A 14,724-nucleotide genomic window follows, 5' to 3' on the forward strand; every position below is an offset into this window, starting at 1 on the left:
TCTTACTTCCTTTATCTTAACTCCGTATGTGGATAATAATGCGCTAATATTTCTTGATAAGTGATATGTTCCCGTGCGATGCACATACCGCGAGCCCCCCAGGCAGAAAGCCCCAGCCCGCTGCCACGGCCTTTACCACGGAAAATCAGCTTTTCCGCATTACCGCCGCTGAGCATGTGGTAGCTGCGCAGGAAAGTGTTCCACACAGGTTTTTCTTCTTCCTTAACTTTGATGCCGATATCCTTGCTGCCTACTTGGTAGCCATAACGGTCTTCAATGGGCACCTTTAAAACTTCGGGAGCAGGCGTGCCTGTTTCCACGTCGAAAAGCGTCCCCGGCAAGCCTACCAGCTCCGCTAGTTCTTCACCGCTCAGCGTGGCGCTGCCCGCCTCACCGGTAAGGACCATGGTCTTCACTCTGCCTGTAGCCGTTCTATCGGCACCGGGCGCATCTAAGGGTGAAAGGCGTACACCGGTCAGCTTGCCTACCACGTAACCTCGTTGGGCTAAGCGTGCTTCCAACAGTGCAGGCGTCGCCATTTGTTCCCAAGTATAGTCGGGACTGTCACTGTCATAATCCTCCACTGACTGCAGGCAGGGCACGTCCCTACCCCACAGCTCCCTTGCGGACTCCGTACGTCCACCGGTGGAAGATGTAGACACCGCCATAACAGCGTTGCCGTAGTAGTCCACTAAATAACGTCCTGCCGTCGCCGCAATCAGCTTCGTCACCGCTGTCTTTTCAATGCGCGGCCCTGTACCTTTGTAGTCCAGCTCCTTGTCATTAGCAGAGATGTCGAAAGCCTTGTAGCGGTTCTGCTCCGCCATATACATGGCATAGGAACGGGCAGCCACTGCCTGCGCCTTAATGCCTTCATCGGGCCAAACCACCATGGTTTTGGCAGGCAGCACGCTGGCTAAATAATCTTCCAAATCCACGTAGTTAACTGCAGTCAGCTTATCGCCTGTCAAGGTAAGGCGCAAGTTTCCCTTGTAACTACGCTTGTTCAGTTGTGGCAAAGGCTTGCCTGTAACGGAACGCACTTCCACACTGCCGCTAAAAACGCGGTCATCATCAAAGCGTAAACGTCCGCCATCATTATGGATAAAATACTTGCCCTTGGGCATGGTGGTAACTTCACCGTTGGCAATAACAGTAAAATCACCTTCGCAGCTCAGCTCCACCGTACTTTGCTGCTCCACTACGCCTACGCGCAAAGTATAGGCGCCGGCAAGGGAGCAAGATGCTAAGCACAATATAAGTATTAGGAAAAAAATTGCTTTTCTCATCAATTGTTAACCATTTTAATATTCTTGCTTACTACCGTAAATTTGCCTTGGGGCGCGTCACCCTTGGGCTTTTTACGGATTTCGTAACGGTCGCGCTCACTAAATACGCAGCCGCAATACTGCTGGCGGTACAAACCCATTTCCAGGCTGATGTCCACGCCACGTTGGTAGCCTACGCGGAAATCCTCGTAGTAGAAGGGAACGCCGAACTCCGCTGCAGCAGCCTCCGCTTCCTTAATAATCAGTTCATGCTTTTGGTAAGGACTAACCAATAAGGTAGTGCTGAAAGCGTCGTAGCCGTTTTCTTTAGCGAACTTGGCTGCATAACGCAGGCGCACGCGGTAGCAGAAAGCGCAACGCACTTTTTCTGCCAACATTCCCCGGATGCAATCCTCTATAGGATAGCTTTTATCAATAATCAACCCATACTGCTTCTTTTCACAGAACTCCCGCAAGGTACTCAAACGGTGCTTGAACTCCTTATAGGGATGAATGTTAGGGTTGAAGAACAAAATGTCAAAATCAATGCCTGCACCGCTCAACTTTTCCGTCGGGTAGCAGGCGCAAGGTCCGCAGCAGGCATGAAGCAATAATTTCATTCCGCTCACCTGCTTTCCGGAAAGGGTACGCCCAAATAGCGATACGCCTCACGGGTGGCAATGCGCCCCCGGGGAGTACGCTGGAGCAACCCCAGCTGCATCAGATAAGGCTCGATAACGTCCTCAATAGTAGTGGACTCTTCGCTTACTGCTGCAGCAATAGTTTCAATGCCTACAGGGCCACCGCCGAAAGTTTTCACCACGGTCTGCAGGATACGCCTGTCATTACGGTCCAGGCCGCTGCGATCCACCTCCAGTTTCGCCAATGCTTCATCAGCCAACTGTTTGTTGATCACTTCGATGCCCAATACTTGGGCGAAGTCGCGGACACGTTTCAAGAGACGGTTAGCAATACGGGGCGTACCCCTGCTGCGGCGGGCAATCTCGGCAGCACCGCCTTCGTCGATCTTTACGCCCAGGATTTCCGCAGCACGGGTAATGATAAACTGCAGCTCCTCCGGCTTATAGAACTCCAAACGGCATTGCACACCGAAACGGTCACGCAAAGGCGCAGCAATGGCGCCCAAGCGGGTAGTAGCGCCAATCAGGGTAAACTTAGGCAAGTCCAACCGCACACTGCGGGCAGCAGGCCCCTTGCCAATAATAATATCTAAAGCAAAGTCCTCCATGGCAGAGTACAAAATTTCTTCCACCGTTTTAGACAGACGATGAATTTCGTCAATAAACAGCACATCATTATCGCCCAAGTTAGTCAGAATCGCTGCCAGATCCCCCTGCCTTTCAATAGCAGGACCGCTGGTTACGCGAATGTTGACATTAAGCTCGTTGGCAATAATGTTAGCCAAGGTGGTTTTGCCCAAACCCGGGGGACCGAAGAGCAATACATGGTCCAGTGCCTCATGGCGGGCTGCCGCAGCCTTGATGAAGATGGACAGGTTGTCCTTCACTTGGCTTTGGCCGATATATTCATTTAAAAGCCGCGGGCGCAGGCTGTACTGCCAGCCATCGGCTTCCTGCTCCGCACCGGCAATAATTCGCTCATCGAATTCCATTATTGCCCTCCCTTATATCATAATCCTTTATCTTTTGGCAAACAATTTCAAGGCTTGCCGCAAAATTTCCTCACCCTTCAAAGTTTCCACGTTGGAAATCTGTTTCAAGACGGGCATAATCTCGCTGTTGGTGTAGCCCAAGGAAACAAGTGCTTCCATAGCTTCTGCCACAGCTCCGCTGCCTCCGGCAGCTACGCTTTCCGTAAAGTCCGCGCCCACTTCGCCGCTGATGCCGCCAACTTTATCCTTTAGCTCCAGCAGCAGACGTTCCGCCGTTTTTTTGCCAATGCCCGGCAGCTTGGTCAGCACCTTCATATCACGGCTCTGCACCGCCAAATAGAAGGCCTCCGGCTTTACTGCGCTAAGCACTCCCAAAGCCAGCTTGGGGCCTACACCGCTAACGCCTAATAGAAGCTGGAACATATCGTAATACTCTTGGCTTAAAAAGCCGTAGAGGGTGATGGCGTCCTCCCGCACGGCAGTGTGCACGTGCACCCGCACGGAAGCGCCCAGCGCCAGCTGGGCAAGATGAGCGGCAGGCATAAACACTCTGTAGCCCACGCCGCCTGCAGTATCAATTATGCAATAGTCCGTAGCCAGATACGCCACGTTACCTTTTAAGGAGCCAATCATTTATCTGCCCTCCTGCCAACGGCGGGTGGAAGCCGTATTCAAGCCGCAGATAGCTGCAGCCAGGGCATCCGCCGTATCATCGGGTTTAATCTTTTCGCGGATATTAAGCAAATGCATTACCATGTAGATAACCTGCTCTTTGGTAGCACTGCCCGTACCCACTACGCTTAATTTGATCTGCATAGGGGTAAACTCCAGCACCGGCAGCCCATGGTTAGCCGCCGCCAGCAAAGCAACGCCCCGCGCCTGGCCTACAGGAATCGCCGTCGTCACATTGCGGTTGAAGAACAGCTTTTCTATACTCATAAAATCCGGGTGGAAATGCTCGATAATGGCGCTTAAATCGTCGTAAATCTTTTTCAAGCGCATTTCCGGCAGCATATCCTTATCCGTCAGCACGGAGCCGTAGTAGACAGGACGCAGGCGGTTTCCCGTCATATCCACCAGCCCATAGCCGCAGATAGCGGTACCCGGGTCAATTCCTAAAGCCAGCATAAAAAGTCCTCACAAAAACAGAAAGCAGACAAAACCTGCCTGCTTTCCAAGGATTATCCATCCTAAATATTATTCCTCGTCGTCGTCCGGCAAGTCAGCGTTGGTGTAAACATCTTGTACATCATCGCAGTCATCCAGTGCGTCCAGCATCTTTTGAACTTTTTCAGCATCTTCTGCGGACAATTCAGCCATAGTATCAGGAACCATGGTGATTTCGCCCATAGCAACTTCAATGCCTGCATCAGCCAAAGCTTTTTCTACAGCATCGTAAGCATCGGGAGCGGTAATGATTTCGAAGCCTTCTTCTTCGTTTTTGATGTCTTCTGCGCCTGCTTCCAGAGCAATCATCATCAGTTCGTCTTCATCAACGCCGGTTTCTTTGCTAACTGCGAAAATGCCTTTTTGTTGGAACATGTAGCCTACGCAGCCAGTAGCGCCCAAGTTGCCGCCGTATTTGGAGAATACGTGACGAACGTCTGCAGCAGTACGGTTACGGTTATCGGTCAGGCAGCTAACCATCATAGCAACGCCTGCAGGACCGTAACCTTCGTAAGTAATTTCTTCAAAGTTTTGACCTTCCAGAGCGCCTGCACCCTTTTGGATAGCACGTTGAATGTTGTCCTTAGGAATGTTGTTAGCTTTAGCTTTGGTCAAAGCCAATTTCAATTTCATGTTACCTGTAGGGTCAGCACCGCCCATACGAACAGCAATGGTAATTTCACGGCTGATTTTAGTAGTGATTTTGCCACGCAGTGCGTCTGCTTTACCTTTTTTATGTTTAATGTTTGCCCATTTAGAATGTCCTGACATACTTAAATTCCTCCAAACTTGCTTTACATCTAATTGTACATATAATCATAAGCATTCACCGTACTATTTTACCACGCACAGCGAGTTTTTACAATAAAAAATTTAGGTTTTCCTTACTTCTCAAACACTTCTTTAATGCTGTCGTAGTGTAGGAATACCCCTTGGGCTGCCAGCTCTTTGATTTCCGCCAAAGTAGCCAGCTTGAACTCCAGCGCCTCGTTAGGGCGGATCTTTACAGCTTCGGGAGCAAAGTCCAAAGTAAAGCGGTAGCAGTCAACAAAATAGTTGTCGCCCTCCCCCGGGTTTTCGCGGTGGTAGGTCAAGAGCGGTTCGCCGGGAACGTTGGCAACATCAAGACCTGTTTCTTCCATTACTTCGCGGTTAACAGCTTCACGGCTGCTTTCCCCCGCCATAACGGCACCACCGGGAACTTCCCACCAGCCTGCAGCCCACGCCTTGGTGAGCACGCGGCGGGTAATCAAATAGCGTCCGTCCACATGGCGCACTACGCCCAACACGGTCAAGTGGTACTCCCCATCCTGCAAAATCCAATCATTGCGTTTCATGGTGCGTCCTGTAGGTTGTTTCTTGCTATCGTAAATATCCCAAAATTCCATCCTTACCCCTCATTTCAAAATCTTCGGCAAAAATTTAAAGATCAAAGGAAAGCCTGCCGTCATGGCAACCCAAAGACTGAAGCTGTCCCAATCGATAGTTTTCATGTACAAGCTGTTCAAGCCTGCCACAAAAATCATATTCATCCAGATAAATCCGTAGGCTGCCAAAAACAACTGCACATACCACGGTGGTTTCTTATAGGGTGTTCCGTTATTGTTCTGCTCATTATTCTGCATTTCAGCCATGGGTGTGGTCCTCCAAAACTTGTACTGCATCCAGCTGCTTGCGCAGACGGTTTACGTAGCGCCCTGTGCTTTGCAGGGCAGTATGGGCCTCGTCCAATTTCTTACCGCTTTTATCAAGATACTGCTGCAGCCCTTCTAAATCCTGCTTTACTTTATTCAGCAGCTGCCATACCTCCGTAGTACGCTGCTGCACCGCCAAAGTGCGGAAGCCCAGCTGCAGACTGTTGACCAAGGCGGCAAGAGTATTAGGTCCTGCCATGCACACTCTGTACTTGGTCTGCACTTCTTCCGCCAAGCCTGCAATATTCAAAGCTTCGGCAAAAAGTCCTTCGCAAGGCAGATACATGACGGCAAAATCCGTAGAGTACGGTGGGCAGACGTACTTTTCGCAAATATCCTTAGCTTCACTTTTCAAACGGCGCTCCAGCTGCTTGGCAGCAGCTTCCGCTCCTGCAGTGTCGCCGTTCTCCCGCGCCTGCTGCAAACGCTGGTAATCTTCCAGGGGAAATTTGGCGTCCACAGGCAGCAGCACTTCCTGCTCCCCCTGCCCCGGCAGACGCAGGGCGTACTCCACCCGCAGTCCGCTTCCCGGACGGATTTCCGCATTTTCTACAAAGCGACCTTTATCAAGAATATCGCTTAAAATATTTCCCAACTGCATTTCGCCCCAAGTACCGCGTACTTTAACATTGGCTAAAATGCGGCGCAGTTCGTCCACGCCTCCGGACAAGGTCTGCACCTGCCCTAAGGTTACGTGCACCTCCTGCAAGCGTTTGCTGACCTGGCTGAACTTCTGCTCCAAGCTTTCGTTCAAACGCTCGTCCACCGTAACGCGGATGCGCTCCAAGCTTTGGTCCGTAACATCCGCCAAACGGGCTACACGTTTATCAATCTGTTCGCTGAGCCTGTCGCTGGCAGCCTGGTTCTCCATCCGCGCTGCCCGCGCCAAAGCGTTCTGTTCCCCCCGCAAATCGTGGAGAGCTTCGCTCAAGCGCCTTTCCAACTGCTCCAAGTGTTGATTAGCATCGTTTTGGGGCTTGCGCTGCAGCAGGATGAAAAGCACTAACGCCAGCAGCACCACAATCCCTATCATTAAAATTATCGTTATGGTTTCCATAGGCACCTCCGCCATTTCCTTTATTATAGCAAAAAATAGCGAATATGCCAACTATTTGCGAACAGAATTTTCTTTTAATACGACGATAACTTTTTATTGTAGCCTTTTTACATAATTTTATTTATACCATACACATTGATTACCAGCTGTGCTTTCACCATTCCTTCCGCCGTTCCCTGCAGCTTTAGCTCGCGAATATGTGCTTGTTTATTCTCCAGTTGCCGCAGCCAGCGCAGTACAGCGTAATAACCACCCTGCGCTTCTCCTCGCAGCGTAAAAACTAGCAAACCATCCTTAACGGTCTGCTTTCCTGCAGGCGAAGTTTTTTCTTTAGCTTCATCACCTTGCAGGCTGTCTAGCTGTACCCCCTGCGCCAACGCCAGCTGCTGCACCATAGTTTGTGCCTCCGTACCGTCCCTGCATTGGGGTAGCTTTTTGCTTAAACCAGCAAGTTCCCTGCTTTTCTCTGCCACATAGTTATCATAATCACTATGGAACAAAGCAAAATTCTGCAGTTTTTCTGCCTGTTGTGCAGTCAACTGCGCTCGTCCCCGCAATTGCAAATACTCCCTGTAACTGGGCAAGCCCACTGCTGCTACCGCCCACAAAAGTAAAGCCAGAGCTAGCAGAAGCACAATGGGCCAGCCATAAAATTTCCAGTGATGATTCCACATTTTCTTAAATTTCTTCATGCCTGCTGCTCCTTAAACTGTAACACAAAGCGTACGCCTTCACTCTTACTTTCGGAGCGCTCTAAACGCACTTCCTTAAAACTGCTTTGCATGCGTTCTAGCAGCTCCTGCAGTGCTTCCGGACCTGCAGCGACACCTGTAGCCTGCCACTGCCCCCCGCTTTTGGCCAGTAGCTGCAGCCAACACTCGCGTCCCAGCTTACTGCTTACCTTTTCTATCGTAGTTCCTACATGGGTAGGCTTGGCAGCCTGCTGCAATTGCTTTAGCTTCGCTAACTGCTGTTCTAACTGATGGCTTGCCCGGTAACGTTGCTGCCACACCTGCATTGCCCCTAAATCCTGCTCTGCCTGTTGTAAATTTATGGCAGCCAGGTAGCACGCGCCCCGCCCCACGCCGCACACTAAGGCGGTCAAAAGCAGGCAGGCTACCGCACCACTGCGCAGTAAGGGAGAACGGCAGACTTGCGCCCACGCCAAACTTTTTTCTTTGCCGTACAGATTCAAAGTGTACAGAGTTTCTCCTGCATACCACTTTGCTACAGCCTGCTCCGCATCTGCTACTATGCCTATAGGCAACAGTTGTAATCTGCTAAGAGTGTCTCCTAAACCGGCAACCACCCCTTCAGGCGCAACCCAAAACTTTACCTGCAGTTCTTTCCCCACTGCCTCCGCCAGATACGCGCTAGCATAGGTTCCCTGCGCCCAAGGCACTGCCTGCTCTATTTCCCAAGCTACTGCTTGTTTCAGTTCCCGTTTTTCCAATGCAGGCAAAGTAATGCTTTCACTATACAGCAAAGTTTCCTCCACAACTCCTAGGCAGGGAGCATTGACCTGTACCTTGCTCCACAAAAGTATTTCCCTGCACACATCTTCCAGAGCACGCCAATAGGTAGCGTCAAGTTCTTTTGGCACTGCTAACGCCCGCCATTCCCGCCAAAGAAGGTTCTCCCCCAGCATACAGGACATGGTAATCCCTTCCTGCTTTATTTCTAGCAGCAGTAATTGCTTGCGCCTACGCCTTTTGCTACGTAACTTATTGTATAATTCCGTAAATTTTTCCGACATGTTCATCTTTTTCAACTCCTTATTAAATATATTGACAATACCAAGCCACTAGCTCAGCTCCACAAAAATAGGCTGCAATGCCACCACCACAAAGGAAAGGCCCGAAGGGCAAGGCACTTTTGCTCTGCGCCTTTCCCATAAGCCAGAGAAGCACGCCATAAAGGGCTCCGCTGACGAAGGCTAGCAGGAGGCAGACCAAGCCTTGCTGCCACCCCAGCCACAGCCCCAGCACTGGCGCTAGCTTTACATCACCTTCTCCTAAACCGCCATGGCTGGCGTAATAAATTACCAGCATCATAACGCCTAACACTACGCTTCCAAGTACTGCCGCAGAAAAAGTCCCCTGCCAAAAACAGCGTAGCAGTCCCACAGCAGCCAAAGCTAAACTCACTTTGTCATAAAGAAGCATCTCTTTAATATCCGTATAGACGTGCACCCCTAAGCAAAACAGAAAACAACAGCAAAACAAGAATTCCATAACCATCCTCCCTAAAAATATTCTGAAAAGGTTCTAAAAACGACAAAAAGGCTCCTGCATTACAAAATTTACTGCAATACAGGAGCCTAAAACTCCGTTTCAAGTTCCGAAGAACTCTTTACTACCTATTCAGTTGTGGACAGTATACCACTTCTTGACCTAATGGTCAAGTTGCTTACCAGTTCAGATCTTCTACTTCTTGACGACCACGACCGGTAAGAGCGTCCATCATAATGCGTTGTTCGATTTGAGCAGCCAATTTCTTGGTGAATTTAACAGTATCCGGATTTACGGACATGCTGTCGATACCGCTCTTAATCAGGAATTCGCAGAATTCAGGATATACGCTGGGAGCTTGGCCGCAGATGGATACGGTCTTGCCTTCTTTATGTGCAACTTCGATCAGGTGACGGATTGCACGGCGAACTGCCAGATTACGTTCGTCATAAATATGGGATACGGTGTCGTTATCACGGTCGCAACCCAGTACCAGCATGGTCAAGTCATTGGAACCGATGGAATAGCCATCAACAAATTTGTTGAATTGGTCAGCCAAGATAATGTTGGACGGAATTTCTGCCATCAGCCAAACTTTGAAGTCTTTACCACGGGACAGACCGCAGTCAGCCATAATCTTAACAACTTTTTCGCATTCTTCTACGTTGCGGCAGAAAGGAATCATTACATTCAAGTTCTTCAGACCGAACTCTTCACGTACTTTGCGTACTGCCATGCATTCCAATTTGAATGCTTCGATGTATTTGGGATCGTAGTAACGGGAAGCACCACGCCAGCCCAACAGAGCGGAAGGTTCATAGGGTTCGAACTCATCGCCACCCTTCAAATCGCGGTATTCGCTGGATTTGAAGTCGGAGAAACGCAGGGTTACAGGTCTCGGAGCCATAGCTTGGCAAACTTGACGGATGCCTTCAGCCAATTGGTCTACAACTTTTTCCGGATGACCGGTCTTAATCAGATACAGAGGATGTTCATGGATATAGGTGGTCCAAATGAACTCTTCACGCATCAAGCCGATACCATCGCAAGGCAGGGAGCTGTATTTTTCTGCCAATTCCGGATCGCCCAAGTTCATGTAAATCTTAGTGCCGGTGGGCGGGAAATATTCTGCAGCAGCGACAACTTGTTGAACAGCAGGTTGTGCAGCTTTAGGTTCTTCGATAATGCCTTCGTATACAACACCATGGGTAGCATCAATGGTTACATCGATACCGTCAGGAATGGTGGTGGTTGCAGCTTCGCCACGGCTCTTGGTGCCAACGATGCAGGGGATGCCCAGTTCGCGGCTAACGATGGAAGCGTGGCAGGTCATTCCGCCGCTATCAGTTACGATTGCTTTCGCTTTCTTCATAGCAGGTACCCAGTCAGGTGCGGTCATTTCAGTTACCAGGATTTCGCCTTCCTTGAACTCGTCAATGTGGGAAGGATCCAAAATTACGTGTACGCGGCCGGATACATTACCGGGGCTTGCAGGCAAACCTTTAACAATTACTTTACGATCGGCAGTCACTTTCTTCTCCTCTTTCGGTGCACCGCCGTTTTCTTTGTTGCGACGGCTCCATACAGTTTCAGGACGGGCTTGCAGGATCCAAATCTTGTTATCGCGCTCGTCAACGCCCCATTCCATATCCATGTAGCAACCATAGTGCTCTTCAATTTTCTTAGCATAGCCTGCCAATTCTTCGATTTGAGCATCGGTCAGTTTTTGCATTTTTTCTTCTTCAGCAGGAACGCGAACTTCTTCGCAGTCACCGGTTTCTTTACGAACCAGTTTGATGTCCTGTGCATTAACGTTCTTTTCGATAATCTTGCCGCTAGCTTTTTCTACAGTGTAGTTATCGGGAGTTACAGTGCCTTGTACTACGTATTCGCCCAAGCCCCAAGCGCCTTCGATAAGGATGTTCTTGTCGTCGCCGGTAGCAACGTTTACGGTGAACATTACGCCTGCAGCTTTGGAGAATACCATCATTTGTACTGCTGCGCTCAGTGCAACATCCAGATGGTCAAAGCCTTGTTTTTCACGGTAGTATACAGCACGGTCGGTAAAGCAGGAAGCATAGCATTCCTTTACTTTAGCAACGATGGTTTCTGCACCTTTAACGTTCAGGTAGGTGTCTTGTTGGCCTGCAAAGGAAGCATCCGGCAAATCTTCTGCGGTAGCGCTGCTGCGTACGGCAACAAAGGGATCAGCTTGGTTAACACGACGACCTAATTCAGCATAAGCCTCTGCGATTTCTGCTTGCAAATCTGCAGGCATATCTTTCGCCAGAATTGCTTCACGAATGCGTTTGCAAACACTGCGAAGCTGTGCGCCATCTTCAACGTCAGTCAGTTCAGCAATCAAGGCCTTGATTTCTTTATCCAGACCGGTTGCTTTAAAGAAATATCTATAAGCATTAGCAGTAGTTGCAAAGCCATAGGGAACGGGAACCTCTACTTTAGAAGTCATTTCGCCCAAGGAGGAGGATTTACCGCCTGCAATTGCAACGTCTTCTCTTTCCAATTGGTCAAACCAGAGTAAGTTGGCTTTTTCTTTGTCCATGATATTATCTCCTTTACCAATATGCTGTACTTTAAATTTGGTAATTCCTTAATATAGTGTATACTATATCACATTTTAATCCCTTATTCAAGACTTTTTACATAAATTTTGCAATTAGAAAATAAAACGTGCTACAATATAAAAAAGGAAAATTTATGAAGGAGGCACCCGCCATGTACACCTATACCCTGCCCCCTGCCACGCCCTACCTCCCCCTGCAGGCAGACGATGGCCACGGGGACTATAACCGTAGCTACGAGCGTAACGATGACGATTTTGATTATGCGGACTACTCCACGGACCACCGTGACAACAATTTCCGCAACTTTGAAAAGAAACGCCGCAAGACCAATAAAGAGATTATTGAAGATATGCTCAAGCGTTGGGACTGAGCATATGCGAAGGTAATGCTTTTTGTAAAGCTCTACGAAGAACCTCCGAGAGAACGAACACGTTCTCCCGGAGGTTTTTAGCCTTTCTTCCCCTTGCAAACCTGCAATAATGCTACACTGAGCTTAAAGTATAAAAGAAGGATGTCTTACGACACCCTTCTTTTCATGCATTTCCTTATTTACTTTTTCTACACAGGCACACGCCCATACGCCCAGTTCTGCCTGTTTCCGCACGGTAGGAGCAGAACAGTTCGTGGTTGCAGTTAGTGCACACTTCCGCCACAGCAATATGCTCGGGAAGCACGCCTGCGTCCAGCAGCACCTGCTTATTATACCCCCACAGGTCCAGCAGGTAGTGCCCTGGCTTCCCTGCTACAGGTACAAAGAACTGCTCATAGCCTGCAGCCCGGTCGCGGACGAAATCATCCACTTCGTAACAGCACTGTCCAATGGCAGGGCCAATGGCCGCCACAATATTTTCCGGCCTGCTACCGAAGTTCTCCGCCATAGCCTCCACTGTTTTCGCAGCAATATTTGCTACAGTCCCCCGCCAACCGGCGTGGGCTAGGCCAATGGCCCCATTCACCTTATCCGCCAGCAGTACAGGCGTACAATCAGCGTAAAAAAGTAGCAAGGGCACATCTGCCAAAGTAGTTACCAAGGCATCCGTCCCAGCCACAGTATCTGCCAAAGCAAGGGCTCCTGACCCCGCCAAATCAGCATCAACCACTGCCACCTTGCTACCGTGCACCTGCTGGCAAGTAGTAAAGCGCTGGGCATCCACTCCAAAGGCAGCAGCAAAACGTTGGCGGTTACGCAGCACCAGAGCAGGGTCATCCCCCACATGGAGCGCCAAATTCAGCGTTCCTGCCACTACTGCGCTTTCCCCGTGCAGACGACAGCTGCAGGCGTTAGTAAAGCCTGCCTCCGTCAGCAAAGGAAAACTGCCAAACCACAGCCCATCCTTTTGGGTAATAATAAAATCCTTCATTATACTTCCTCGGTTCTGCACACACCGCAACGTCTGCAGTTATCAAAACACATAGGCGTAAATTTTCCTTTATTACTGTTCTCCAGTTCCCGCAGCATATATTCCTTGGTCACGCCCATGTCAAGATGCTGCCACGGCAAGGGCGCTGCCACATCCAGCTCACGCTCTGCCAAAGCATCAATATCCACGCCCTGCTGGCGCAGTACGCTCTTGAGGTTCTGCCCACTGGTATGCGCTTCTAAAAGCACTTCGCCCATACGGCGGTTGCCACGCGCCAGCACCGCCTGTACCACGGTCTCCTTCAAGGATTCCGTAATCAGCTTGATGCGCTTATTCTTTTTCAAGCCATCACCCAACATTTTAAAGCGCTTTTTCAAAGTACGGGTAGAGCACAAAGGCGCCCATTGGTAGGGAGTAAAGGGTTTGGGCACAAAGCCGTTGACGCTGATAACTAGCTCGCCCTTATTGCCCAGTGCATCCATTTTTTCTCTAATCCGCAGAATCATCGCCACTGTTTCTTCAATGTCCACGTCTTCTTCCCCAGGCAGACCAATCATATAGTACAGCTTAATATTGCGCATACCTGCAGCTGCAGCCAATTCAATAGCGTTATACACGTGGTCTTCCGTAATGCCCTTGTTAATAGCAGCCCGCATACGCTCGCTGCCTGCTTCCGGAGCTACAGTCATAGTCCGTTGGCCGCTGCCTGCCAAAGCATGGGCAATCTGCTCCGTCAGCATATCCGCACGCATGGAGGCAACGCTAAAGGAAATATGGTTTTCCGTCAGGTAGGTAGTCAGTTCCGCCATTTGCGGATGGTCACTAACCGCTGCGCCCATCAGCCCCACTTTCTTGGTACGTTCAGGACGTTTAGCAATATCGGCAATAATATTTTCCAGTTTACGGGGACGGGGTTTGCGGAAGCAATAGCCTGCCATGCAGAAACGGCAATGACGACCGCAGCCGCGGGCAACCTCTACAATGTACATATCCTCAAACTCCGTGCCACTGGTAACAATAGCGCTGGTATGGGGATAAGCATCGATATCGCGCACCCATTGGCGCTTAACGGTAGCAGGCGCATCACCAACAGGCAGTAGTGCCTTAAACTCGCCCTCTGCATCGTACTCCGCCTCGTAAAAGGAAGGAACGTACACCCCGTCCACATGGGCAAGGCGTTGCAAGCGCTCCGCTTTGGAGGAAGAAGCATAAATAACGTCAAGAATTTTTTGGACGGTCTCCTCCCCTTCGCCGATTACGAAAGCATCCGCCACCGCAGTCAAGGGCTCCGGATTAAAGGTAGCGCAGGGTCCGCCGATGATAACCAAAGGCTCCCTTTCGTTACGCTCCGCAGCCCGCAATTTAATATTGCCCAAATCCAGAACGGTCAAAAGATTATCGTAATCCAGTTCGAAGGACAGCATCACGAAGATTACGCTGCAATCGGACAAAGGACGACCGCTTTCAATACTCAGCAAGGGCGTTCTGCTTTTAAGGTGCTCCTCCTGCATTTTACGGTCAGGCAAAAAGAAACGCTCGCAGGCGCTGTCCCCGCGTGCGTTAATCATTTGATACAAAATATGCATGCCCAAATTGGACATGCCCAGATGATAACTGTTAGGATAAACAAAGGCTACGGGATGGCGCAGCCCAGGCGGATAAACCTGGGCGCCCCATTCGTTTGCTCTTGTTTCCTGTAAATAATTTTTAATCTTCCAGGACAAGGTG

16 protein-coding genes are annotated in these 14,724 nt (G+C 49.9%); 1 reads left to right on the forward strand and 15 read right to left on the reverse strand.

Going from position 1 to position 14,724, the window contains the following annotated elements; translation table 11 throughout:
* Window positions 1-11: 11 nt before the first annotated feature.
* The 13 genes from ACJMM4_RS08325 to ppsA all read right to left on the reverse strand — a co-directional run bounded on the left by ACJMM4_RS08325 (window position 12) and on the right by ppsA (window position 11,613).
* Window positions 12-1,289 carry a SpoIID/LytB domain-containing protein gene (locus ACJMM4_RS08325; RefSeq protein ID WP_405383967.1) on the reverse strand — a complete coding sequence of 426 codons (1,278 nt, stop codon included), beginning with the start codon at window positions 1,287-1,289 and terminating at the stop codon, window positions 12-14.
* A complete protein-coding gene (locus ACJMM4_RS08330; RefSeq protein WP_405380633.1) occupies window positions 1,289-1,888 on the reverse strand; it encodes an epoxyqueuosine reductase QueH in 600 nt (199 codons plus the stop codon). Before ACJMM4_RS08330 ends, ACJMM4_RS08325 begins: the two co-directional genes overlap by 1 nt.
* A 5-nt stretch (window positions 1,889-1,893) precedes the next feature.
* A complete protein-coding gene (gene ruvB / locus ACJMM4_RS08335) occupies window positions 1,894-2,901 on the reverse strand; it encodes a Holliday junction branch migration DNA helicase RuvB (protein ID WP_405380635.1) in 1,008 nt (335 codons plus the stop codon).
* A gap of 27 nt (window positions 2,902-2,928) precedes the next feature.
* Window positions 2,929-3,534: a Holliday junction branch migration protein RuvA gene (gene ruvA, locus ACJMM4_RS08340; protein ID WP_405380637.1), complete on the reverse strand. Its 606-nt coding sequence runs from the start codon at window positions 3,532-3,534 to the stop codon at window positions 2,929-2,931.
* Entirely contained in the window at window positions 3,535-4,029 is a 495-nt protein-coding gene (gene ruvC, locus ACJMM4_RS08345) for a crossover junction endodeoxyribonuclease RuvC (protein ID WP_405380639.1), read from the reverse strand.
* Between the two features lie 69 nt (window positions 4,030-4,098).
* On the reverse strand, window positions 4,099-4,839 hold the full coding sequence (locus ACJMM4_RS08350) for a YebC/PmpR family DNA-binding transcriptional regulator (protein WP_405380642.1): 741 nt from the start codon (window positions 4,837-4,839) through the stop codon (window positions 4,099-4,101).
* A gap of 113 nt (window positions 4,840-4,952) precedes the next feature.
* A complete protein-coding gene (locus ACJMM4_RS08355) occupies window positions 4,953-5,456 on the reverse strand; it encodes an NUDIX domain-containing protein (RefSeq protein WP_405380656.1) in 504 nt (167 codons plus the stop codon).
* A gap of 9 nt (window positions 5,457-5,465) precedes the next feature.
* On the reverse strand, window positions 5,466-5,702 hold the full coding sequence (locus ACJMM4_RS08360) for a hypothetical protein (protein WP_405383969.1): 237 nt from the start codon (window positions 5,700-5,702) through the stop codon (window positions 5,466-5,468).
* On the reverse strand, window positions 5,695-6,819 hold the full coding sequence (locus ACJMM4_RS08365; protein ID WP_405383971.1) for a DNA recombination protein RmuC: 1,125 nt from the start codon (window positions 6,817-6,819) through the stop codon (window positions 5,695-5,697). Before ACJMM4_RS08365 ends, ACJMM4_RS08360 begins: the two co-directional genes overlap by 8 nt.
* A 107-nt stretch (window positions 6,820-6,926) precedes the next feature.
* The gene (locus ACJMM4_RS08370; protein ID WP_405383973.1) at window positions 6,927-7,511 is read right to left on the reverse strand and encodes a hypothetical protein; all 585 of its coding nucleotides are present in this window, start codon (window positions 7,509-7,511) and stop codon (window positions 6,927-6,929) included.
* Window positions 7,508-8,581: a hypothetical protein gene (locus ACJMM4_RS08375; RefSeq protein WP_405383975.1), complete on the reverse strand. Its 1,074-nt coding sequence runs from the start codon at window positions 8,579-8,581 to the stop codon at window positions 7,508-7,510. The genes ACJMM4_RS08370 and ACJMM4_RS08375 overlap by 4 nt, the downstream gene beginning before the upstream one ends.
* Before the next feature lie 16 nt (window positions 8,582-8,597).
* Window positions 8,598-9,053 carry a prepilin peptidase gene (locus ACJMM4_RS08380; RefSeq protein WP_405383977.1) on the reverse strand — a complete coding sequence of 152 codons (456 nt, stop codon included), beginning with the start codon at window positions 9,051-9,053 and terminating at the stop codon, window positions 8,598-8,600.
* Window positions 9,054-9,228: 175 nt separating this feature from the next.
* Window positions 9,229-11,613 carry a phosphoenolpyruvate synthase gene (gene ppsA / locus ACJMM4_RS08385; RefSeq protein WP_405383979.1) on the reverse strand — a complete coding sequence of 795 codons (2,385 nt, stop codon included), beginning with the start codon at window positions 11,611-11,613 and terminating at the stop codon, window positions 9,229-9,231.
* Between the two features lie 173 nt (window positions 11,614-11,786).
* Between ppsA and ACJMM4_RS08390 the strand changes: the two genes are divergently transcribed.
* The gene (locus ACJMM4_RS08390; protein ID WP_405383981.1) at window positions 11,787-12,005 is read left to right on the forward strand and encodes a hypothetical protein; all 219 of its coding nucleotides are present in this window, start codon (window positions 11,787-11,789) and stop codon (window positions 12,003-12,005) included.
* 175 nt (window positions 12,006-12,180) lie between these two features.
* Here ACJMM4_RS08390 and pgeF read toward each other — a convergent pair whose 3' ends face one another.
* Together pgeF and ACJMM4_RS08400 are read right to left on the reverse strand one after the other, a co-directional pair.
* A complete protein-coding gene (pgeF, locus tag ACJMM4_RS08395) occupies window positions 12,181-12,996 on the reverse strand; it encodes a peptidoglycan editing factor PgeF (RefSeq protein WP_405383983.1) in 816 nt (271 codons plus the stop codon).
* Window positions 12,996-14,720 carry a radical SAM protein gene (locus ACJMM4_RS08400; protein ID WP_405383985.1) on the reverse strand — a complete coding sequence of 575 codons (1,725 nt, stop codon included), beginning with the start codon at window positions 14,718-14,720 and terminating at the stop codon, window positions 12,996-12,998. Before ACJMM4_RS08400 ends, pgeF begins: the two co-directional genes overlap by 1 nt.
* Between the last annotated feature and the right edge of the window lie 4 nt (window positions 14,721-14,724).

Origin of the sequence: Phascolarctobacterium sp. (genome assembly GCF_045124115.1) — a bacterium.
GTDB lineage: Bacteria > Bacillota > Negativicutes > Acidaminococcales > Acidaminococcaceae > Phascolarctobacterium_A.

What these genes read in the sequence shown, in the direction of transcription:
- ACJMM4_RS08390 (WP_405383981.1), top strand. Translation starts at nt 11,787, where the DNA reads ATGTACACCTATACCCTGCCCCCTGCCACGCCCTACCTCCCCCTGCAG.
- ruvB (WP_405380635.1), bottom strand. Translation starts at nt 2,901, where the DNA reads ATGGAATTCGATGAGCGAATTATTGCCGGTGCGGAGCAGGAAGCCGAT.
- ACJMM4_RS08325 (WP_405383967.1), bottom strand. Translation starts at nt 1,289, where the DNA reads ATGAGAAAAGCAATTTTTTTCCTAATACTTATATTGTGCTTAGCATCT.
- ruvC (WP_405380639.1), bottom strand. Translation starts at nt 4,029, where the DNA reads ATGCTGGCTTTAGGAATTGACCCGGGTACCGCTATCTGCGGCTATGGG.
- ACJMM4_RS08355 (WP_405380656.1), bottom strand. Translation starts at nt 5,456, where the DNA reads ATGGAATTTTGGGATATTTACGATAGCAAGAAACAACCTACAGGACGC.
- ruvA (WP_405380637.1), bottom strand. Translation starts at nt 3,534, where the DNA reads ATGATTGGCTCCTTAAAAGGTAACGTGGCGTATCTGGCTACGGACTAT.
- ppsA (WP_405383979.1), bottom strand. Translation starts at nt 11,613, where the DNA reads ATGGACAAAGAAAAAGCCAACTTACTCTGGTTTGACCAATTGGAAAGA.
- ACJMM4_RS08380 (WP_405383977.1), bottom strand. Translation starts at nt 9,053, where the DNA reads ATGGAATTCTTGTTTTGCTGTTGTTTTCTGTTTTGCTTAGGGGTGCAC.
- ACJMM4_RS08365 (WP_405383971.1), bottom strand. Translation starts at nt 6,819, where the DNA reads ATGGAAACCATAACGATAATTTTAATGATAGGGATTGTGGTGCTGCTG.
- ACJMM4_RS08360 (WP_405383969.1), bottom strand. Translation starts at nt 5,702, where the DNA reads ATGGCTGAAATGCAGAATAATGAGCAGAACAATAACGGAACACCCTAT.
- ACJMM4_RS08350 (WP_405380642.1), bottom strand. Translation starts at nt 4,839, where the DNA reads ATGTCAGGACATTCTAAATGGGCAAACATTAAACATAAAAAAGGTAAA.
- pgeF (WP_405383983.1), bottom strand. Translation starts at nt 12,996, where the DNA reads ATGAAGGATTTTATTATTACCCAAAAGGATGGGCTGTGGTTTGGCAGT.
- ACJMM4_RS08330 (WP_405380633.1), bottom strand. Translation starts at nt 1,888, where the DNA reads ATGAAATTATTGCTTCATGCCTGCTGCGGACCTTGCGCCTGCTACCCG.
- ACJMM4_RS08375 (WP_405383975.1), bottom strand. Translation starts at nt 8,581, where the DNA reads ATGAACATGTCGGAAAAATTTACGGAATTATACAATAAGTTACGTAGC.
- ACJMM4_RS08370 (WP_405383973.1), bottom strand. Translation starts at nt 7,511, where the DNA reads ATGAAGAAATTTAAGAAAATGTGGAATCATCACTGGAAATTTTATGGC.